Source organism: Streptomyces hygroscopicus subsp. hygroscopicus, assembly GCF_001553455.1.
Lineage (GTDB): Bacteria > Actinomycetota > Actinomycetes > Streptomycetales > Streptomycetaceae > Streptomyces > Streptomyces hygroscopicus.
In genome coordinates, this window is sequence record NZ_BBOX01000192.1 from 1 (window position 1) to 21,297 (window position 21,297).

At 72.4% G+C, this 21,297-nt stretch carries 14 protein-coding genes and 2 pseudogenes; 2 read left to right on the top strand and 14 right to left on the bottom strand.

Going from position 1 to position 21,297, the window contains the following annotated elements:
* Nucleotides 1-136 precede the first annotated feature (136 nt).
* The 6 genes from AXW62_RS20430 to AXW62_RS20455 form a co-directional block, all read right to left on the bottom strand.
* Entirely contained in the window at nucleotides 137-454 is a 318-nt protein-coding gene (locus tag AXW62_RS20430) for a DMT family transporter (protein ID WP_060945805.1), read from the bottom strand.
* Nucleotides 455-495: 41 nt separating this feature from the next.
* Complete coding sequence (locus AXW62_RS20435; RefSeq protein WP_060945806.1) at nucleotides 496-909, bottom strand: DMT family transporter; 414 nt, start codon at nucleotides 907-909, stop codon at nucleotides 496-498.
* 88 nt (nucleotides 910-997) lie between these two features.
* Nucleotides 998-2,431 carry an aspartate ammonia-lyase gene (locus tag AXW62_RS20440; RefSeq protein WP_060945807.1) on the bottom strand — a complete coding sequence of 478 codons (1,434 nt, stop codon included), beginning with the start codon at nucleotides 2,429-2,431 and terminating at the stop codon, nucleotides 998-1,000.
* Nucleotides 2,428-3,867: an aldehyde dehydrogenase family protein gene (locus AXW62_RS20445; RefSeq protein WP_252368665.1), complete on the bottom strand. Its 1,440-nt coding sequence runs from the start codon at nucleotides 3,865-3,867 to the stop codon at nucleotides 2,428-2,430. Before AXW62_RS20445 ends, AXW62_RS20440 begins: the two co-directional genes overlap by 4 nt.
* Nucleotides 3,860-4,951 carry a homoserine dehydrogenase gene (locus tag AXW62_RS20450; RefSeq protein ID WP_060945808.1) on the bottom strand — a complete coding sequence of 364 codons (1,092 nt, stop codon included), beginning with the start codon at nucleotides 4,949-4,951 and terminating at the stop codon, nucleotides 3,860-3,862. Before AXW62_RS20450 ends, AXW62_RS20445 begins: the two co-directional genes overlap by 8 nt.
* A 265-nt stretch (nucleotides 4,952-5,216) precedes the next feature.
* Nucleotides 5,217-6,407, bottom strand: coding sequence for an amidinotransferase (locus AXW62_RS20455; protein WP_107308579.1), 1,191 nt, complete (start codon nucleotides 6,405-6,407; stop codon nucleotides 5,217-5,219).
* 298 nt (nucleotides 6,408-6,705) lie between these two features.
* Here AXW62_RS20455 and AXW62_RS20460 point away from each other — a divergent pair.
* Nucleotides 6,706-7,167 (top strand): annotated as a pseudogene (locus AXW62_RS20460) (ATP-binding protein); the annotation flags it as partial.
* 187 nt (nucleotides 7,168-7,354) lie between these two features.
* On the opposite strand, the gene argF reads toward AXW62_RS20460, so the two are convergent.
* The 6 genes from argF to AXW62_RS20490 form a co-directional block, all read right to left on the bottom strand.
* Nucleotides 7,355-8,359 (bottom strand): ornithine carbamoyltransferase, encoded by a 1,005-nt coding sequence (gene argF / locus AXW62_RS20465; RefSeq protein WP_060945810.1) that lies wholly within the window; start codon nucleotides 8,357-8,359, stop codon nucleotides 7,355-7,357.
* A gap of 127 nt (nucleotides 8,360-8,486) precedes the next feature.
* The gene (locus AXW62_RS20470) at nucleotides 8,487-9,716 is read right to left on the bottom strand and encodes an arginine deiminase (RefSeq protein WP_060945811.1); all 1,230 of its coding nucleotides are present in this window, start codon (nucleotides 9,714-9,716) and stop codon (nucleotides 8,487-8,489) included.
* 519 nt (nucleotides 9,717-10,235) lie between these two features.
* Nucleotides 10,236-11,015 (bottom strand): hypothetical protein, encoded by a 780-nt coding sequence (locus tag AXW62_RS20475; protein ID WP_060945812.1) that lies wholly within the window; start codon nucleotides 11,013-11,015, stop codon nucleotides 10,236-10,238.
* 14 nt (nucleotides 11,016-11,029) lie between these two features.
* Nucleotides 11,030-13,228 (bottom strand): ATP-binding cassette domain-containing protein, encoded by a 2,199-nt coding sequence (locus tag AXW62_RS20480; protein ID WP_060945813.1) that lies wholly within the window; start codon nucleotides 13,226-13,228, stop codon nucleotides 11,030-11,032.
* 638 nt (nucleotides 13,229-13,866) lie between these two features.
* Nucleotides 13,867-14,586, bottom strand: a complete 720-nt coding sequence (locus AXW62_RS20485; protein WP_060945814.1) for a Crp/Fnr family transcriptional regulator — start codon at nucleotides 14,584-14,586, stop codon at nucleotides 13,867-13,869.
* 85 nt (nucleotides 14,587-14,671) lie between these two features.
* A complete protein-coding gene (locus AXW62_RS20490; RefSeq protein ID WP_079115710.1) occupies nucleotides 14,672-16,270 on the bottom strand; it encodes an MFS transporter in 1,599 nt (532 codons plus the stop codon).
* Between the two features lie 174 nt (nucleotides 16,271-16,444).
* On the opposite strand from AXW62_RS20490, the pseudogene AXW62_RS20495 reads away from it, so the two are divergent.
* Nucleotides 16,445-17,437, top strand: a pseudogene (locus tag AXW62_RS20495) (GlxA family transcriptional regulator); the annotation flags it as partial.
* A 734-nt stretch (nucleotides 17,438-18,171) separates the two neighbouring features.
* On the opposite strand, the gene AXW62_RS20500 reads toward AXW62_RS20495, so the two are convergent.
* Together AXW62_RS20500 and AXW62_RS20505 are read right to left on the bottom strand one after the other, a co-directional pair.
* Nucleotides 18,172-20,790 carry a polynucleotide kinase-phosphatase gene (locus AXW62_RS20500; RefSeq protein ID WP_060945815.1) on the bottom strand — a complete coding sequence of 873 codons (2,619 nt, stop codon included), beginning with the start codon at nucleotides 20,788-20,790 and terminating at the stop codon, nucleotides 18,172-18,174.
* Nucleotides 20,787-21,251: a hypothetical protein gene (locus AXW62_RS20505; protein ID WP_169808158.1), complete on the bottom strand. Its 465-nt coding sequence runs from the start codon at nucleotides 21,249-21,251 to the stop codon at nucleotides 20,787-20,789. Before AXW62_RS20505 ends, AXW62_RS20500 begins: the two co-directional genes overlap by 4 nt.
* Between the last annotated feature and the right edge of the window lie 46 nt (nucleotides 21,252-21,297).

Genomic DNA, 21,297 nt, shown 5'->3' on the forward strand with positions numbered 1-21,297 from the left:
CCTCCCCGGCGTACGCGACACGGTCACATCGCTCACCTTGGCCAAGGTCGTGAGCAGGCCGCGACGCGCGGAGCACCCGACGGTCGGCGAATGATCGCCAAGCCCCTCCTGGCGGACGCCCGTCCGGGCCGAGGCGTCAGACCGACGTCAGGCGCAGAATGAGGACGCCGCCCAGGATGGAGGCGAAGGCCAGCAGACGCGTGAGGGTGATCCGTTCCTTGAAGAGGACGGCGCTCATGACGACCGTGCCGACACCGCCCACACCGGTCCAGATGGTGTAGCCGACGGAGACGTCGAGTTCGAGCAGGGCCAGGGAAAGGGCGTAGACGCCCGCCGCGGTGGCGAGCACGGTCAGTATCGACGGCCACAGCCGAGTGAAGCCCTTGCTGGCATGGGTGCCCAGTGCGAAGCAGACCTCGCAGACGATGGCGATGCCGAGGTAGACCCAGGTCATGGAGCGGGTGTCCTTCTGTGTGAGGGTGCGCGTGGGAAGGATCAGGCGACGGGCTGACGGGAGTCGGGGTCACGCCGGGCGGCTTCCTTCCGGGCCGTGCGCCTGTCGCTGATCTGGAGGGTGGCGGCACCACCGAGGATCAGAGCGAAGGCGAGGACCTTCCACCCGGTGAGCGGCTCGTCGTAGACGAGCACGCCGAACACGACCGTGCCGACGCCGCCGATACCGGACCACACCGTGTAGCCGACTCCGACATCGATCGACTTCAACGCCTGCGACAGAGTGAGGACGGAGCCGGTCAGCGCGGCCACGGTGAGCAGGGACGGACTCAGACGGGTGAAGCCGTGGGTCGCCTCCGTGGACAGCGCGAAGGTGATCTCGAACAGTGCGGAGAGCAGCAGCCAGGCCCAGCCACGGTGCGCCGTACCTGCGCGTTTCGGTGGTGCGGTGGACATAAGAGGTCTCCCAAGAGGTCGGTGGGCACGCCCGGGGCCCGCACCGGGCAGGGCTTCGGCCCCGGGCGCGAAAGGGGGTCAGGGCTGGTCACGCGGTCCGGTCGGTCCCGGGCCGGCAACCGCCGGTGGCCGCCGAGCCGTTCGGACGCACCGGGCTGAGCAGTTCCCGGACCGTCTCCGGGTCCAGCAGCCCGGCCCGGACCACGAGGTCCGCTACGTCCGTACCGGTCTCCAGTGCCTGCTGGGCGATCCGGGCGGCTGCCGCGTAGCCGATGTGCGGGGTCAGCGCCGTCGCCGAGCCCACGGACCGGGCCGCCTGGCGGGCCAGCCGTTCCTGATTGGCGCTGATCCCGGCGACGCAGTGCGTGCGCAGGGCGGCGCAGCCCCGGGTGAGCCACTGGACCGAGGTGAGCAAGAGGTGCCCGATCAGCGGTTCGAAGGCGTTGAGCTGGAGTTGCCCGTTCTCCGCGGCCATCGTGATGGACACGTCCGCACCGGCCACCGCGTAGCAGATCTGGTTGACCATCTCGGGCATCACCGGGTTGACCTTGCCCGGCATGATGGACGACCCGGCCTGACGGGGTGGCAGGACGATCTCGGCCAGCCCGCTCCGGGGTCCGCTGGACAGCAGCCGCAGGTCGTTGCAGATCTTCGACAGCTTGACGGCGAACCGCTTCAGAACGCCCGAGACCAGCAGGAAGACACCGGTGTCGGAGGTCGCCTCGATCAGATCGGCGGCCGGTTTCAGTTCGAGTCCGGTCAGGGTGGCCAGGTGCCGGACCGCGGCCTCGGCGTACCCGGGTTCCGCGGTGATGCCGGTCCCGATGGCGGTGGCGCCGAGACTGACCTCGTGCAGCAGGGGCAGGGTCTGGCGGATACGGGCGACGTCCTCGGCCAGGGTCACGCCGAAGGCGGTGAACTCCTGACCGAGCGTCATGGGCACGGCGTCCTGCAACTGGGTCCGGCCCACCTTCACCACCTGGGCGAATTCCGTGCCCTTGGCCGCGAACGCCTGGGTCAGGGGGGCCAGTTCGGCCAGCAGCCCGTCCAGGGACCGGCTGACCGCGAGCCGTAGGGCGGTCGGGTACACGTCGTTGGTGGACTGGCAGCGGTTGACGTGGTCGAGCGGGGAGACCACGTCGTAACGGCCCCGCTCCAGGCCCAGGTGCTCCAGCGCGAGGTTGGCGATGACCTCGTTGGCGTTCATGTTGGTGCTGGTACCGGCCCCGCCCTGGATGACGTCGACCGGGAACTGCTGGTGGTGCCGCCCCTCCTCGATGGCCTCGCAGGCCGTCTCGATCGCCGAGGCGATCCCCGGCTCCAGGACACCGAGCTCCCCGTTGGCCCGGGCCGCGGCGCGCTTGACCGTGGCCAGGGACCGCACCAGCACCGGATGGGCGGCCAGCGGAATGCCGCTCGCCCGGAAGTTCTCCAGCGCCCGCGCGGTGTGCACTCCCCAGTAGGCGTCGGCCGGGACGGGGAGCGCGCCGAGGGAGTCGCACTCGATGCGTACGGCCGTCATCGCGCGTCATCCAGGTGGTTGACGCAGACGACCTTGGGCTGGGTCATCTCCTCGAAGGCGAAGCGCACGCCCTCGCGGCCCATGCTGCCGTACTTGAACCCGCCGAACGGCATGGCGTCGAACCGGTAGTCGGAGGAGTCGTTGACCATCACTCCCCCGGCCTGAAGGAGCCGGGCCGCGGTCAGTGCCCGGTCCAGGCGTGAGGTGAAGATACCGGCGTGCAGGCTGTAGTCGATGGCGTTGGCCTGCTCGATGGCGTCCTCGAAGGTGTCGAACGGCTGCAGCACGACCACCGGGGCGAACGCCTCCTCCTGCCAGATCGTGCAGGTGGCCGGGACGTTCTCCAGAACGGTCGGCGTGTACAGGGAGCCGTTCAGCTCGTTGCCGCACAGCAGCACCGCGCCCTGGGCCACCGCGTCGTCGACCTTCCTCCGGGTGGCCTGCCCGGCCTCCGGGGTGATCATGGGGCCGACGTCGGTGTGCTCGTCGGCCGGGTCGCCCGTGCGCAGCAGCTCGGTGCGGGCGACGAAGGCGTCGCGGAAGGCGTCGTACACCTCCTGGGCGACCAGGATGCGCTGGGTGCCGATGCAGTTCTGGCCCGCGGCCCAGAAGGCACCGGAAACACACGACTCGACCGCTTCGTCCAGGTCCGCGTCGTCCATGACGATGACCGGGGCGTTGCCCCCCAGATCCATGGCCAGCTTCTTCAGGCCGGCGGTGCGGGAGATCGCCTCACCGGTGGCGAACCCGCCGGTGAAGGACACCATGCGCACATCGGGCGCGCTGACGATCGCGGCGCCGATGTCGGCACCGCCGTTGACGACCGTGACGATCTCCTCCGGCAGGCCGGCTTCGATCAGCGTGTCGACCAGGCGGAGCGCGGACAGCGGCGTGTACGCGGACGGTTTCAGGATGACCGCGTTGCCGCCGGCGATGGCCGGGCCGAGCTTGTGGGCGACCAGGTTGAGAGGGTCGTTGAACGGGGTGATGGCGGCGATGACGCCGAGCGGCTCCCGGGTGAACCAGCCCTGCCGCTGCTCCGATCCCTCGTAGGCGTCGAAGGGGATGACCTCCCCCGCGTTGCGCCGTGCCTCAGCAGCCGACAGGGCGAGGGTGTTGACGGCGCGGGCGGTCTCCCTGCGGGCCTGGTTGATGGTCTTGCCCGCCTCGTTGACGATCAGCTGGGCGAAGGACTCGGCTCGCCGCTGCACCAGGTGGGCGGCGCGCTCGAGCACGGAAGCCCGGGCGGCGCGGGACAGGGCGCCCGCGGTGCGCCGCCCGCACCGCGCACGCCGCATGATGCCGCCGATGGCGGTGGCGTCGACGGTGCAGACGGAGGCGATGACCTCACCGGTGTAGGGGTTGTGCACCGGGGCCATGCCGGTGCCGAGCTCGATGCCGGGAGTGATGCCGGGGGTGGTGAAGGTGTCAGACACGGGAGGTCTCCTGCGGAACGCGGTGCGCGGGAGCGGTGTCGTCGTCCGCGTGATGGCGCTGGTGGATGGCGATGATGTCCGACAGCAGGGCGTACGCGGTCTCGATGCGTCCGGCGCCGGGTCCGGACACGGTGACGGTGCCGAGGAGGTCGGTATGGAAGGCGACCGCGTTGACCGGTCCGGAGATACCGGCGAGAGGGTGGTGGCCGGGCAGCGCGACGGGGGCCACCCGGGCGTCGACGGTGCCGTCCGGCCGGCGAGTGGCCGAGCCGACCAGCTTCCAGCGCAGCCCCTTCGACACGGCGTCCTGCGCGTCCTCGGGAGTGATCTTGGAGATGCCCTCGCGGATGACGTCCTCGCGGCACAGCTCGGCGCCGAGCACCTCGTTGGCCAGGATCATGACCTTGAGCTGGACGTCGTGACCCTCGATGTCGGCGGTGGGATCGGCTTCGGCGTATCCCAGCTCCTGGGCTTCCGCGATGGCCGCCCGCAGACCGACGCCTTCCTCGAGCCGGCCGAGGACGTAGTTCGAGGTGCCGTTCATGATGCCCTGGACGCCGGTGATCTCCAGGCCGCCGAACATGCGCTCGGCGGTGCGCAGAATCGGGGTCCCGCTGAGGACCGAGCCCTCGAACTCGAAGCCGACTCCGTGCTCGGCGGCCAGCTGCTTCAACTCGCGGCAGGCGAGAGCGACGGGGCCCTTGTTGGTGGTGCAGACGTGCTTGCCCGCCGCCAGAGCCCAGCGCGCGTGGGAGAGGGCGGGCTCGCCGTCGGCGGGGTTGGTGAAGGTCGCCTCGACGACGATGTCGGCGGGGACCTCGCGGATCACCCACTCGTTGCGCGGCTCGGCGCTGCCACCGGGCAGTCCGGCGAAGGCCAGCTCGCCAGGCTCGGCCGCCAGCAGCGGAGCCAGGTCGATGCCATGGGTATCGACCAGGGAACCGGCTCGCAGGTCGGTGATCGCGACGACGCGCAGGGCGAAGCCCAGTTCCTCGGCAAGGCGGTCTCCCCGCTGGGATATGAGTTCGGCGAGTGCGCGGTTGACGCCGCCGAATCCGATGAGGGCGAGGTCGTATCGGCCCATGTGATGACTCCTTCGCAGTGCACCGCAGCCACCCGGTGCGGCTGATCAGAGCCTCACGCCGGGGAGTGGCGGTACGGCCATGTCAGAGCGACCACGGACCATGCCGAACCGCACTGTCGTGGTGACGATGCGCTCGGGGACCGCTTTCTCCGGACGCAGTGCGTGTTCTTTCCCCGAACGCAGTGCGTGCACTTTCCCCGGACGCAGTGCGTGTACCTTCTCCGGACGAAGCGCGTGTACTTTCCCCGGAGGCAGTGCGTGCCGGTCAGTCGAAATAGGACTCGAGCGTGCCGCGACGCCGGATGTCGAGCGTGGCGCAGTGGAACGAGCCGCCGAACGGCGCGTAGTGCAGCAGGTCGCACGGGATCGGCTCGAATCCCCATTTCTCGAGCGCGCGCAGCATCTCGGTGTGGTGCCGCTCGGCGATCACCCGCTTGTCACCGATCGACAGCACGTTCATGCTGAGCCATTTGCCGCACAGCGAGGTGATGCTGAGCAGGCGCTCACGGACCGGGGTGGGCTCGGGCGCGATCAGGATGTCCCACGAACTCAGGACGTCGGGCAGGCGGTCGATGTCGATGTATTCGGGATTGACCAGCACCTTGCCAGGGGAGAGCGGGACGAATGTCGTGTCGATGTGCATCGGTGTGCGGCAGCGGCTCTCGATCTGATGGACGCGATAGCCGGGCCCGAGGTGGCGGCGCAACCAGTCGATGCCCGTTTGGTTGGTGACGTTGCTCCGCATGGCGAACAGATCACGGCCGGCGCGTACGAAATCCGCCGCGTCGAAGACCGGCTCGAACTCCGTGAGGATGTGCCGCACGGGCTCACCGGCCTCGGGGATACGGAAATCCGCCTCGAACAGCGCGTCGGTGAGTTGCGGTTTCGGCGCGGCCGTCCACCGCGCACCGCGCCGGAAGTAATCCTTGAGGATCGCGCGGTAGGAGTGGGTCTCGAAATACCGGCACGGCCATGCCATCGGGGTCTCGATGATCTCGTCGCCGATCACCAGCATGCTGTCGCGCGGACAGGTGACGCAGAAACCGCGCGACGACCAGTCCGGGGTGGCGAAGCGCCGCTTGTGATCGACCGCGTCCGGGCGCGTCACCGTGATACCGAGGGACCGCAGGAGGTGAATGAACTGGTCGAGTTCCCGCTGCGCCGGCTCGAGCAGTACCCGCGGATACCTCGCCCCGGCGGCAAGCCGCTGGAACCGCGCGGCCCAGGGCGGGACATTGCAGGTCACCACCGGATGGGGGGAGGGAATCGTCGCACCGTCGAGACGTCCGACGATGACCTCCTCCAGTGGATCCCACTCGTTATGGGAATTGACCGGGGAAACGAGAAGCCGCGCGGCGCCGCCGGTCGTGGCCAAGGGCAGCGATTCCACCGCCCGCGCACGGGTATCGCGGTCTGCCGCCGCCGTCTGATCGCCGGGCCCTCGGCCTTCCCTCATGCTCAACCGCTTTCGATCACGAATGCCAGTTACTCACTGTACCCACGCTTCCACTCAGAGTGGTGCAGCTCGGAGCAGGGTCGTCGCTGCGGGCCAGGCTCTCCGCATCCCTCCGCACATCAGGTGACCCGGCCCTTCGAGGGTCAAGGAGGCCATGAGCCGATAGGGCGCTTTAAGGGTGCATACGCGATACGCCCAAAAGATACGGAAGATACTTATCAGGCCCTAGGTCCCCTCAAGAGTGGTCCACGGTCCCTTCCGGCACTATCGTCCGCTTCATACCGTCAAGGGCTGCGGCATGCCGCTCGACGTCGACCGACTGGATCCCTCCGTGCCCGATCCCACTCGCCCCGCCACCTGGCGCTTTGCCCTGCCGCACACGACGGCCGCCGTACCGCTGGCGCGTGCGCTGATCCGGAACACCCTGGCCGACATCGGGGCGCCCGTGGACGGCGACACGGCGGAGCTGCTGACGGCGGAGCTGGTGGCCAACGCGGTGCGGCACACGGCGGGCGACGAGCCCATAGAGCTGGTGGTGGAGCTGGTGCCGACCGGGGGCTGGCAGGTCGAGGTGCACGACCAGGACCCGAACCCGCCCGGCGAACTGGACGCGCTGGGGCGCCCCGAAGGGCCGAAGAGACCCGACGGCCTCGCCGAGGGCGGACGCGGTCTGCTGCTGATCCGGACCCTCAGCGCGGACGCGGGCTACCGGCCGACCCCCTACGGCAAGGCCGTCTGGTTCGTCCTTCCGCCCATGGAGTACCCCACGGAGCGCGCTGGGGAGAGCCCGGGAGAGCAGGGCACTGCGGAGCGCGCCGCGGACCACCCTACGGAGCGGGGCCGTGCGGAACGCGCCGAGGAGCACCCAACGGACCAGGACCCTACGGAACGCCCCGCGCAGCACCCCACGGAGCAGGATCCCGCGGGGCAGGGCCCCACGGAACGCCCTACGGAGCGCTGAGGGTCGCGACCAGCACCGCCTTGATGGTGTGCATCCGGTTCTCCGCCTCGTCGAAGACGACGGAGTACTCGGACTCGAAGACCTCGTCGGTGACCTCCAGCTCGGTCAGCCCGTGCCGCTCGTGGATCTCCCGGCCGACGTCCGTGCCCAGGTCGTGGAAGGCCGGCAGGCAGTGCAGGAACTTCACGGCGTCGTTGCCCGTCGCGCGCAGCACGTCCATCGTCACCGCGTACGGCCCGAGCAGCGCTATCCGCTCGTCCCACACCTCCTTGGGCTCCCCCATGGACACCCACACATCGGTGGCGACGAAGTCCGCGCCGCGCACGCCCTCCTCGACGTTCTCGGTGAGCGAGATCCGGGCGCCGGAGGCCGCGGCGAGCTGCCGCGCCAGCTCCACGATGGTGTTGTCGGGCCACAGCACCTTGGGCGCGACGATACGGACGTCCATGCCCAGCAGTGCGCCGGTGACCAGGTAGGAGTTGCCCATGTTGTACCGGGCGTCGCCCAGATAGGCGTAGGCGATCCGGTCCAGCGGCTTCTCGCTGTGCTCGGTCATGGTCAGCACGTCGGCGAGCATCTGGGTGGGGTGCCACTCGTCGGTGAGGCCGTTGTAGACGGGCACCCCGGCGTGGGCGGCGAGTGCCTCGACAACGCCCTGGCCGTGCCCCCGGTACTCGATCGCGTCGTACATCCGGCCGAGCACCCGCGCCGTGTCCTTGACCGACTCCTTGTGACCGATCTGCGAGCCGACCGGATCGAGATAGGTGGTCGAGGCGCCCTGGTCGGCGGCCGCGACCTCGAAGGCGCAGCGGGTGCGGGTGGAGGTCTTCTCGAAGACCAGGGCGATGTTCTTGCCCCGCAGCCGCTGCTCCTCGGTGCCCGCGCGCTTGGCCGCCTTCAGTTCGGCGGCGAGTTCGACCAGGCGGCGGAACTCGTCGGCGGTGAAGTCCAGCTCCTTGAGGAAGTGGCGGCCGGTGAGGTCAATCGCCATAAGGGTGGCTCCTAGGTCACGGCGAACACGGTGGATCAGCGGCTACGGCGATGTCGCCGCGGCCAGGAACCATGGAAGCATATACGATGCTCTGCATATATACGGAGGCTGGAGGATAACCCTCGCATCACGGCTCCACGGGATCCCGCTCGACCGGGCAGCTCATGCACCGCGGACCGCCCCGGCCCCGGCCCAGCTCACTGCCCGGGATGTCGATGACCTCGATCCCGCACTTGCGCAGATAGGTGTTGGTCGTGGCGTTCCGCTCGTAGGCGACCACCACGCCCGGCTCGACGGCGAGCACGTTGCAGCCGTCGTCCCACTGCTCGCGCTCCGCCGCGTGGACGTCCTGGGTGGCCGTGAGCACGCGGATGGAGTCCAGCCCCAGGGCCGCGGCTATCGCGCGGTGCATATGCTCCGGCGGATGGTCGGTGACCTTCAGCTCCTGGCTGCCCGCGCCCGGCTCGATGGTGTACGAGCGGAGCATCCCCAGCCCCGCGTACTGCGTGAAGGTGTCCCCGTCCACCATGGTCATCACGGTGTCCAGGTGCATGAACGCCCGCCCCTTGGGCATGTCGAGCGCCACGATCGTCCGGGCCGAACCGGTCTCGAAGAGCCGGTGCGCGATCATCTCCACCGCCTGCGGGGTGGTCCGCTCGCTCATCCCTATCAGCACCGCGCCCTTGCCGAGCACCAGCACATCGCCGCCCTCGATGGTCGAGGGGTACGCGGCCTGGCCCTCCGACCACACATGGAAGTCCTCCGCCGCGAAGAGGGGGTGATGGCGGTAGACGGCCTCGTAGTGCACCGTCTCGTGCCAGCGGGCGGGCCAGCGCATCGCGTTGATCGACACCCCGTCGTACACCCATGCGGAGGCGTCCCGGGTGAAGAGGTGGTTCGGCAGCGGGTTGACCAGGAAGTCATCGGGCTCCATGACGTGGAAGCGGACGGAGACCGGCTCCGGATACCGCTCCAGGTACTCCCGCTTGGTCATGCCGCCGATCAGCGCCCCGGTCAGCTCCGGAGGGGTCAGCTCGTCGAAGGCGGCGCGCAGATGGTCGGTGGCCAGCGGGCCGTACTCCTTCTCGTCGAAGACCCGGTCCAGCACCAGCGCCCGCGCCTCGGGCAGGGCCAGGCTCTCGGTGAGCAGATCCCCGAAGAGATGGACCTCGACCCCGCGGTCGCGCAGGACATCGGCGAAGCCGTCGTGCTCCTGGCGGGCCCGGCGCACCCACAGGAGGTCGTCGAAGAGCAGGGCGTCCTTGTTGGAGGGCGTGAGCCGCTTGAGCTCGAGATCGGGTCGGTGCAGTACGACGCGGCGCAGCCGCCCGGCCTCGGAGTCGACATGGAATCCCATGACCCCATCTTCGTCGCTCTTGGCCCACCATGGACGCCCGCCGACACGCTTCTTTCACCGATCGATCGCAACCCGTCGGGGTGTCGGGGAGGCAGGGGCGAAGGCGGGGAGTGGGAGGCAGGGGCGGGGCGGGGGTGCGGCGGGGGGGCGCCACCGTGGTCCCTTGGTTCCACCACGGGCGGGGCACGGCCCGCCGACCGCCCCTGGGCGGGACTCACGGGACAGCGACCCACCGGCCGGTCCCGGCGGGGCGGGGTCCGGTTCTGGCGGGAGCGGACGGGCGGGGGCCGGTCCCAGCGGGGACGGAGGCCGGTCCCGGAGGGGGAACCTCGGTCCCAGCGGGGACGGAGCCCGGACCCGGAGGGGCAGAGGCCGGTCCTGGCACGGGCGGGGAGCCGGTCCCGGCACAGGCGGGGCTGTCCCGGCACAGGCGGGGCCGTCCCGGCACAGGCGGGGGCCGGTCCCGGCACAGGCGGGGGCCGGTCCCGGCACAGGCGGGGGCCGGTCCCGGCGGGCGGGTTATCCGGCCGCGAGTACCACGATCAGCACCAGCGCGACCGCGATGAAGCCCAGCAGGAGGGAGACCCACAGCTGACCGGGCTGGAGGTCCAGACGGCCCCCGTCGTCGGTGCCGCGGCGCCACCAGCGCCGCCGGGCCTCGCGCCGGGCGGCGCTGGCCGCCGCCTCCTCGTACTCCCGGCACTCCTCGGCCACCCCGCCGAACAGCGCCTTCCAGCCCTTCTCACCGAACCCGGTGGGCTGCCGGGTGCCCGCGATCCGGCGCACCACCTCACGGCCCGCGCCGTCGCCGGCCGTCCATAAGCCGGGCAGGACGCATGCCATCAGCTCCGGTACCGCCCCGCGCCGCGCGTACGGGCGGACCAGGCCCTCGTACAGCATCAGCGCGTTGCGCACCCGCAGCCGGCGGCCGGAGTCCACGGCCGCTCCGCCCTCACCGTCCGGGACGCGGGGCGGCGGGTCGAGGTAGAGCTGGGCGAGCAGCACCTTCTCGCAGACCGCGTCCGCCAGTTCCGGCCCGCGGCCGGGCGCGCGGCGCACCAGCTCGACCACGACGCGGGTGGCCCGTTCGGCGGGCAGTCCCTCGTCGAGCGCGCTCAGCAGCAGGCCGTCGTCGGCCTCCCGCAGCGCCGCGGGCAGGGCGTCCCCGCCATGGCGCAGTGCCTCGCGCAGCGCCCGCGCCCCGGTCACCGAGACCCGGGGCGCCACCGCGCCCGCCGGCCTCGCCGTCGTGTCGTACGTGGTTTCCGTGTCCGTCGGGTCCGCTGTCTCTTTCACCATCGACGTCCTTCTCCTCACAGCGCCTCCAGCACCTCCCGTATCCGCGTGGCCGCCCCGGCGTCGAGCGGCTCGTCACCGTCCTGCGCCAACCGGGGCAGAAAGCCGCACATCACCGCCAGTTGCCGCTCGTCGCGGGCCGCCCGCCGGATCCAGCCGACCAGCGCGTCCTCGGCCGCCCCGGCCGATCTGGCCCAGGTCAGGGCGGCCCGCAGCAGTTCGGCCAGCCGGGGCTCGCACTCCGGACGGGCCGCCAGCAGCGCCGTGGCCAGCGGCCAGGCGGCGTACGGTTCCAGCTCCGGCACCTCGCACAGCCCCCACAGATGTGAGGTGCGGGTGGTGACCGCGCGCAACACCGTGAGCAGCGCCAGGTCCCGGCGGGGCCGCCGGGTGTCGCGCAGCCAGTGGGTGAGCACGGCCAGCACGGTCTCCGGCTCGGTCCCGGCCAGCAGCCGCAGCACGCTGTACGAGGTGGTGCGGCCGTCATCCGCGCAGGCGATCCGGCCGAGTTCCTCGAGGGACGCCACCACCGAACCCGCCGCCAGGCCGTAGCCGTGGGCGAGCGCGGCGGTCTCGCGCTCCCGCTCGTCGTCACCGCGCGCCCAGTCGTACAGCAGCCCGTTCACGGCGGGGCGCACCTCCGCCGCACGGGACGTCTCGGCGAGTGCGGTGGCCGCCGCCATCCGCTGCACCGGGCTGTCGGTGCGGGCCAGCGGCAGCAACAACTCGACCAGGCCGTAGAGATAGTCGCGGGCGCACAGCACACCCGCGGCGACCGCCGCGCGCACCCACACCTGGGGGCGCGGGTCGTCGCACAGCGCACGCAGCCAACGGGCCATCGGGCCGCGCAGGTTGTGGTGGGCGTCCCAGGACTCGTGGAGCACGGCGGGCGCCAGCCGCCGCCCCGCGAACCACACCGCGCGCACCGGCACCGAGGCGTCCCCGAGGTCCTCCACCCCGTCGCCGTGGACCGCTCGCGCCGTGGTGAGCGAGGCCCCGGGGCGGGCGGCGAACAGCGGGCGGCCGGGCGCGTGCTGTGGATCGACTGTGACGGCCAGTTCCCAGGTCAGCAGCTCGGCGGCCTCCGCCATGAGACTGTGCGCCGAGCCGTTGAAGACGGCGAGCGCGATCCGCAGCGCGGCGGCGCGCAGTGCGGGCAGTGCAGGTAGTGCGGGCGGCGCAGGCAGCGCCTCGGGCAGGCTGCCGGGGCGCGCTGCCGCCAGGAACCACTCCCGGGCCTGGTCCGGTGCGAACGACCGGCAGTGCTCCAGCAGCCGCTCGTCGGACAGCCTGCCCTCGGCGTGCGCGGCCAGATGACCGGCGAGCCGGGCGGCCTCACCGGGCCGTGGCTCGTCCAGACCGAGCGCCTCGGCCAGCTCCGGGCGCACGGCGGTGGCGCGGGCCGTCTCCAGCAGCCCCGCGGGGCGGTGGGCGAGCAACTCGGTGAGGTGGCGGTCGAGGACATCGGCGGCGGCCGGGGGCTCGTACGGCATGGCGTGGCGGCGGCCGCGCAACAGCCGGTCGGCGACCGGGCCGCCCGCGACGAGGACCACGCAGAACGCCTCGTGCTCGGCGAAGTGGGCGCGCAACCGGTCCAGCAGGAGTTCGACGGCGGGGCCGGTGCGGATGGGATACCGGGTGTGCGCGGCGTGCGCGGTGTGCGCGGTATATGTGGTGCATGCGGCGCGCTCGCCGCCTCCCGCGCATTCGCCGTATTCGGCATATTCGGCGTGTTCGCCGTATTCGGCGGGGAGTTCGAGGAGATAGCCGTGGCCTCGCTCGGTCTTCTCCACGCCAGAGGCTCCGTACAGGATGCCGGGCCCGAGCCGCGAGACCCCGCCGCCGGTCAGCTCGGACAGCTGGGTGAGAAGGGCGAGCCCGGTCCAGGCACGGCCGGTGCCGGGCTCGCCGCACAGCGCCAGCAGCCGTGTGCGCCGCAGGTGGTCGCGCATCGCGGCGTAGCCGGGAGCGGTTCGGTAGAGCCTGCGCAACCGGTCCAGCTCCTCACGCGGCACCGGGCCCTCCGGGAGCGGGTGGGAGGCCGGTTCGGCGCAGAGCCGGGCGGGGCCGACGGCGATGTGCAGATGGGCCCGTGCCTCGCGCGCCGTACGGGCGCCGCCCGGCTGGCCCGCTCCGTCCAGCGGACTGCCCTTGGGGATGTCCAGTCGTCGTCCCCCGGAGTCCGCCAGGGCATTGACGTCTTCCCGTGCGCTCATCGCCCGCCGTCCTTCATGCCGTGACCCCCGTTTCCCGCTGTGGTGACGGAGCGTTGGTAAACGCCCGAAGCGGGCGGCGGGGTCTCTGGCCCCTGCCCGCCCCGCCGCCCGTCTCCGGTGCGGGGCACTGGGCCGTGCGCACCCCCGTCGCACACGGTCCCGCGCCCTGTGCCGTCTCCAGGGTCGCCGGGGGACGGCGGGACGGCTGTAGCCGTTTACACAGTCACGGAAAACAAGTGAGGCTCGCTCGCCCACACCGTATGGCGGGGACGAGCCGGGGCCCCGGTCGGCGGGAGCGCCGGATACTCGGTCGACGGGGGTGCCGGATCCCCGGCCGGGGGAGGCGCCGGGCCCTCGGCCGACGAAGGCGCCGGATCCGCAACCGGCAGAGGCACCGGGCCCTCGGTCCACGGTCGACGGGGCGCCCGGTCCACGGCGAGGGCGCGGCCCCATGTCCGCAAGCGCGGGTCGCGCCAATGTCCACGGGCGCGGGTCGCACCAACGTCCGCGAGCGCGGGTCGCGCGTCCAGCGTCCACCGGCGGGGATCGCGTCAACGCCCATGGGCGCAGGGCGGGCCAACGTCCGTAAGCACGGGACCCGCAGGGTTCCTCGATCGCGGGAGCGAGCGCCGGATCGCTCAGTCGCGGGGCCGCGCCGGGATGTGTTCCCCCGTCGCACGTCCCTCGGCCAGCAGCCGCAGCAGTTCGATGTCCATCACCACGAAGCGGCGTGAGGCGGTCCGGACGATGCCCTGGTCGCGCAGCAGCCGCAGCGCCTTGGCGACCGCCTCCCGGGTGGAGCCCACAGCGGCCGCGATGTCGTGCTGGGGCAAGGGCAGATCGACGGTGATGGCGCCGTCGGCGCCGGGGTGGCCGGTGCGCTCGGCGAGTTCGACCAGCCGGGCCGCCAGCCGCTGCAGCACCTTCTCCGAGGCGAGTGAGCGCCGCTCGCCGTCGGAGCTGCGCAGCCGGGAGCTGAACTGACGCATGATCAATACGGTCGCCACGGGACGTGCGGCCAGATAGGCCCGGAACCGGTCGCCGGAGACCACCACCGACTCCATCCGGCCGAGCGCGGTGACAGTGGCGCTGCGCGAGCCGTGGTCCACCGCGGCCTGGTCGCCCACGACCTCTCCCGTCCCGCGCAGCGCCAGGATCAGCCGCACCGCGCGCTCGGTCTCCACCGAGACGGTGGCCCAGCCGGAGGTGATGGCGACAACGAAGGTCGTGCGGTCGTGCTCGCGCAGCACGACCTCGCCTGGGGCGTAGGCCCGGTGCGTGCCGAGGGCGAGCAGCGCGCGCCGGTCCTCGGCGGGAAGCGCGTGCAGAAAGGGCCGTCCGTCCTCGAAGAGACTCATCCGCCCTCCCCGCTCAGCTAGTCGTCGTCATGCCTGCGGAGAACCGAGGGAACGACCAGCACGCTAGGCAGCCGACACGGACACGTCAATGGTGCCGTACCGGATCCGCGCCGGATCCGTGGTTTTCCCGGGACCCGGTACGAACACCCATACCCAGGGCGGCGCCCGCTACGGCCGCGACCGCCGCGGTCACCGCCGTGAAGACCCAGCCCGCGCGCAACGCGTCGAGCCCCGGCCGGGCGACGCCACCGGTGATCACGACGAGCGCCGCGACGCCCAGGGCCGAACCGCCCTGCCGGGACATCATCAGCACCCCCGAGCCGAGGGACAGCTGCCGGGCCGGAAGCAGTCCGGCGGCCGCGAACATCACCGGCTGGTAGAGCCCCGCGCCGATCCCGGTGAGGACCAGTCCGGGTATGAACTCCACGGCGTAGTGCGCGCCGTCACCGCCCGCGAGGCCCAGCCACCACACCGGTCCCGCGGCGAAGCACACCCCGCCGACAACGGCCGTGGCCCGCTCCCCCAGCGCCCGTATGACCCGTCCCGACAGCATCGACACCACCAGGACGGTGAGCGGCCACGGCGTGACGGCCAGGCCCGCGCGGGCCGGGGACCAGCCCCACGCCCCGGTGAACAGCAGGGTCGCGGCGAGGAGCGAGGCGGCGTAGGCGAGGAAGTAGCTCAGCAGGCCGAGCGCGGCGGCGGTGAAGGCACGGGTCCGGAACAACGCCGGATCCACCACCGGATCCGGGTGGCGGCGTACGTGCGCCACCGCCAGCGCGCCCACGACCAGACCGGCGGCGAGGAAACCGACAGTGGCCGGGGCGCCGTAACCCCAGTCCGCGGCCTCGACGCAGGCGGTGGTGAGGGACCCGGTGCCGAGGAGGACGAGGAGCGTCCCGAGCGGGTCGAGGCGGCGGCGCTCACCCCCTACGGGTCCGGTGCGCGGCAGCAGCCGTAGCCCGGCCGCCCATGCCGCGAGCACCACGGGCGGGTTGATGAGGAAGATCCAGCGCCAGTCGGAGGCGGCCAGCAGACCCCCCGCCACCGGTCCCGAGCTCGCCGCGACCGCGCTCACCGCCGTCCAGACGCCGACGGCCGTGGCCCGTTCGCGCTCCGGGAAGGCGGGCAGGGCGAGCGAGAGGGAGGTGGGCACCAGGACGGCCGCCGCCGCGCCCTGCACCACGCGCGCCGCGATGAGCGTGCCGAGATCGGGAGCGGCCCCGCAGGCCACCGAGGCGAGCCCGAACAGCGCGATACCGGTCAGGAACGAACGCCGCCCGCCGATCGCGTCGGCCAGCCGCCCGGCCGGGACGAGGAGGGCCGCGAGCACGATGGTGTAGGCATTGAGCACCCAGGACAGCTCGGCGGTGGACGCCGAGCGGAAGTCCGCGCCGATCGCGGGGAAGGCGATATTGACCGCGATCATGTCGAGCACGGCGAGGAACTGGGCCGCCGACGCGACGGCGAGAATCAGCCAGCGCCTGGGGTCGGGAGCGGAGGAGGGGGCCGCGCCGGCGGCGGACGTCGCGCCGGAGCCGGGAGCAGCGACCGCGTCGGGGACGGTATCCGGAGCGGCGTCGGGGGCAGGATCGCGAGCCGCGTCGGGGGCGGGATCGCGGGCCCCGTCAGGAGCTGGATCGCGGACCGCGTCAGGGACGGCATCCGGAGCGGCATCAGGCACAAGATCGCATCCCACGTCGGGAGCGGCATCGCATGCCGCACCGGAGTCGGGATCGCGAGCCGCATCGGAGGCGGCCACGGGTGCACCCCTCCCCTGCGACTTCGAGGAAAAGATCGTCATGCCCACCCAGCATCGGCTCCGGGGCATGGCGGAACGAGTGGCAGGAGTGACAGCATGCGCTACATTCCTGCCATGTCCGCTCACCACCGGTCCATCGCCCTAGCCGTCACCCCGGGCATGCCGATCTTCGACCTGGCGGTGCCCTGCCACGTCTTCGGCACTGATCGGCCCGGACTCCCCGACCCCTGGTACGACCTGCGAGTCTGCGCGATCGGACCGGGCGGCGAGGGGGCCGGTGACCCGGTCGCCGCCCGCTCCTGGTTCGCCGCCCACACCCCGTACGGCACCGAGGAGCTGATCTCCGCGCATACGGTGATCGTCCCGGCCTCGGCCGATGTGCGCGGCGATCCGCCCGAGGAGCTGATCGACGCGCTGCGCGAGGCCCACCGGCGCGGAGCCCGGGTCGTGTCGCTGTGCTCGGGCGCGTTCACCCTCGCCGCGACCGGACTTCTCGACGGCCGTACGGCGGCCACCCACTGGATGTACGCATCGCTGTTCGCCGAGCGCTATCCGTCCGTGCGGCTGGATCCGTCCGTGCTCTACGTCGATCACGGCGATGTGCTGACCGGGGCGGGGTCCACCGCCTGCATCGACGTCTGTCTGCACCTGGTGCGCGAGGACTACGGCATCGAGGCGGCGAACACCCTGGCCCGGCAGCTCGTCGCCCCCGCCCATCGGCCGGGCGGCCAGGCCCAGTACATCGAGGCGCCGCTGCCGGAGCGCACCGACGACTCGCTCGCCCCGCTGCTGCACTGGGCCGCCGAGCGGCTACAGGAACCGCTGACCGTCGCCGACCTCGCCCGCCGCGCCCACACCAGCCCGCGCACACTGGCCCGCCGCTTCCACGCGGCCACCGGCACGACCCCGCTGCGCTGGCTGCAGGGCCAGCGGATCGCACGGGCCCGTGCGCTGCTGGAGGGCGGTGATCTGCCGGTGGACCGGATCGCGGAGCTGTGCGGGCTGGGGACGGCGGCCAATCTGCGCCGCCACTTCGCCCGAGCGGTGGGGGTGCCGCCACACGACTACCGCCGCTCGTTCCGGGCCCGTGCCCTCCAGGACGAGGAGTCACAGGCCCGGGACCCACAAGCCCAAGCCACGCGGACCGGGAACCCGCAAACCGAGGACATACGAACCGGGAACCCACGAGCCCAGGACTCCCGCACCCCACAAACCCAGGACAGGCCAACCCGGAACCCACGCCCCCAGGGCTTCCGCACCCCACAAGGCCGGGAGCCGCAGGAGTCCCGGGCACCGGCCGTCTGACGCCCCGCGGCACTGGGCCGGGTAGCTGCACCAGGCCCGCGGCGGGGCTCACCGCGGCAGCCCGCGCCGAGCCGTGGCGGCGGCCCGGCGACCCGGCGACCCGGCGACCCGGCGACCCGGCGACCCGGCGACCCGGCGACCCGCGATGGTTCCCCCGCTCGGCCCACCGCCGTGGGCCCCGGGTCGGCCACGACAGTGGCTCCATGACGTGGTCCACGACAGTGGCCCGGGTGCGGGGCCGCGTCCCGGCCCCCATCCGCCCCAGGGCCACCCAACCCAACCCCGGACCTGGCCGGAACCACGATCCGGACCCGGATCGAACCGGAGCCGCACCGGAAGCCGCACCGGATCGGAACCCGCACCGCACCGGAAGCCGAACCGGATCGGAACCCGCGCCCGCACCCGGGTCCGAACCCGAACCCAGATCCGTGCCCAAAGCCGCACCTAAATCCGTGCCCAAAGCCGCACCCGATCCGGATCCGGATCCGGATCGGGTGCCCTGCCGCGGGCCCCGGTCGCTACAGCCTCGGGTCCACCGGCTCGGACTCCAGCGCGAGCACCGCGAACACGGCCTCGTGGACGCGCCACAGCGGTTCGCCCTCCGCCAGCCGGTCCAGCGCCTCCAGCCCCAGCGCGTACTCCCGCAGGGCGAGTGAGCGCTTGTGGCCCAGATGGCGCACCCGCAGCCGTTCCAGGTTCTCCGGGCGGGTGTACTCCGGGCCGTAGATGATCCGCAGATACTCGCGGCCCCGGCATTTCACACCCGGCTGGACCAGCCGGCCGTCACCCTTGCGGACGAAGCCCTGGAGGGGTTTGACCACCATGCCCTCGCCGCCCGCCGCCGTCAGGTCCAGCCACCACCGCACGCCCTCGGCGACCGATGCCTCGTCCTCGGTGTCGACGATCAGCCGGCGGGTGGGGGCCAGCAGCCGGGAGCCGTCGGCGGCCGGTTTCTCGGCCTCGATCATCCGGTCGATCAGGGCGAGCTGCCGGTCGTGCGGAAGGGCGGTGGCGAGGTTGCGGCCCCGGACGGCCAGGATCTGGAACGGCGCCATCCGGATGCCGTCCAGCCCGTCGACCGGCCAGCAGTACCGCCGGTAGGCATCGGTGAACGCCGCCGCGTCCGCCGCGCGTTCGCGCTGCTTGCCGAGCAGGGCGGACACCTCGACACCGCGCGCCTCCGCCCCCTCCAGCGCCGCCAGGACGCCGGGGAAGACGGCGCGCGAGGCGGCACCCACCGCCGCGTACTGGTTGCGCAGCAGCCCTTCGGCCTTGAGCGACCACGGCATCAGCTCGGCGTCCAGCAGCAGCCAGTCGGTGTCCAGCTCCTGCCAGAGCCCGGCCCCGTCGAGGGAGCGGCTCAGCCCGCGCAGCACGGTCTCCGTGAGCGCCGCGTCGTCGAAGAACGGCCGTCCGGTACGGGTGTGGAGCGCACCGGAGACACCGTCCGGCACGCCGAACCGCTCCCGTGCGACGTCCGCGTCACGGCAGACCAGCGCCACCGCGCGGGAGCCCATGTGCTTCTCCTCGCAGATCACCTGACGGACCCCGTCCGAGCGGTAGGCGGCGAACGCCTCCGCCGGATGCTCGAGGAAGCCCTCATCGGCGGCTGCGTCACCGGCCCCCTCCTTGGAGGTGGCGGTCGGCGCCATGGTGGGCGGGAGATAGCCGAGCAGCCGAGGGTCGACCGCGAACCGGCTCATGACCTCGAGCGCCGCCGCCGCGTTCTCCTCCTTGACCGCGATCCGGCCCATGTGGCGGGTCTCGACGATCCGGCGGCCCCGCACATCGGCCAAGTCGAGCGGGCGGCCGTCGGCACCGCCGGGGGCCTCGCTGGTCAGGGGTTTCACCGGTTCGTACCAGACCCGCTCGGCCGCGACGTCCACCAGCTCGCGCTCCGGCCAGCGCAGCGCGGTCATCCGGCCGCCGAAGACACAGCCGGTGTCGAGGCAGATGGTGTTGTTGAGCCAGGAGGCGCGGGGGGTAGGGGTGTGGCCGTAGACGACGGCGGCGCGGCCGCGGTAGTCCTCGGCCCAGGGGTAGCGCACGGGCAGGCCGAACTCATCGGTCTCCCCGGTCGTGTCCCCGTAGAGGGCGTACGAGCGGACCCGGCCGGAGGTGCGGCCGTGGTACTTCTCGGGCAGCCCGGCGTGACACACCACCAGCTTCCCGCCGTCCAGCACGTAGTGGCTGATCAGCGACTCGATGAACTCCCGCACCCGGTCGCCGAAGCCCGGGTCCGCGGCGTGCTCCCGGTCCAGCTGCTCCACGGTCTCGGCGAGGCCGTGGGTGACCTGCACCTTGCGGCCCTTGAGATAGCGGCCGAGCTTGTTCTCGTGGTTGCCGGGCACGCACAGGGCCGCGCCGGAGGCGACCATGCCCATCACCAGGCGCAGCACCCCGGGGCTGTCGGGGCCGCGGTCGACGAGGTCGCCGACGAAGACCGCCGTACGGCCCCCGGGGTGGCTGGCGTCGACCGGGCGGCCGAGGTCGTCGCGGCGCAGGGCGTAGCCGAGCTTGCCCAGCAGGGTCTCCAGCTCGGAACGGCAGCCGTGGATGTCGCCGATGATGTCGAACGGGCCGGTGAGGTGGCGCAGATCGTTGTAGCGGCGCTCGGTGACAATCTCCGCGGCCTCGATCTGCTCGACGCCGCGCAGGATGTGCACCTTGCGGAACCCCTCGCGCTCCAGGGACCTCAGGGAGCGACGCAGCTCGCGGCGCTGGCGGGGGATGACATGGCCCGGCTGCCCGGCGCGGTCTGGGCGCTGGGCGTTCCGCCGGGCGCACTCGCCCTCGGGGACGTCGAGGACGATCGCCACGGGCAGGACGTCGTGCTCGCGGGCGAGCTTGATCAGGCTGCGGCGGGCCTCGCTCTGGACGTTGGTGGCGTCCACGACGGTCAGCCGTCCGGCGGCGAGCCGCTTGCCCGCGATGTAGTGGAGGACGTCGAAGGCGTCGGGGGTGGCGCTCTGATCGTTCTCGTCGTCGGCGACCAGCCCTCGGCAGACGTCGGAGGAGACAATCTGGGTGGGCAGGAAGTGGCGCCGGGCGAAGGTGGACTTGCCGGAGCCGGTGGTGCCGACGAGCACCACGAGGGACAGGTCGGGCACGCCGATGGGGCGCTTCTCCTCGGTCATGCTGCTGCCTCCTTCGCGGTGGTCGCGGTAACCGCGGTAGTCGTCCCCACGGCAGTGGTCGCCGTGACCGCCCCCGCCACGGTGGCCGTGCCGGTCGTCCCCGCCGCGGTGGTCGCGGTCGCCGCCCCCGCCACAGTGGCCGCGGTCGCCGCCCCCACCGCAGTGGTCGCCGTGACCACCCCCACCGCAGTGGACGCAGTGGCCCTCCCCACCGCAGTGGTCGCCGTGACCGCCCCCACCGCAGTGGTCGCGGTGGCCGTGCCGGGCGTACAGGTCATGGCGGCGCGGTCGGCCAGGCCAGCCCGCCCGGCCCGGTCCGGGCGATCGGCACGGTCCGGGCGATCGGCCACGCCAGCGCGGTCGGCACGGTCCGGGCGGTCGGCCGCGCGGCGGATGTGCGGGCCGTCGCCGCCGCCCTCGGCGCCGACACGGAACAGCGCAAGCTGGGTGGGCGGGCCCACCTCGGGGTCCTCAGGACCGACGGGGCGGAATTCCACCGTGTAGCCG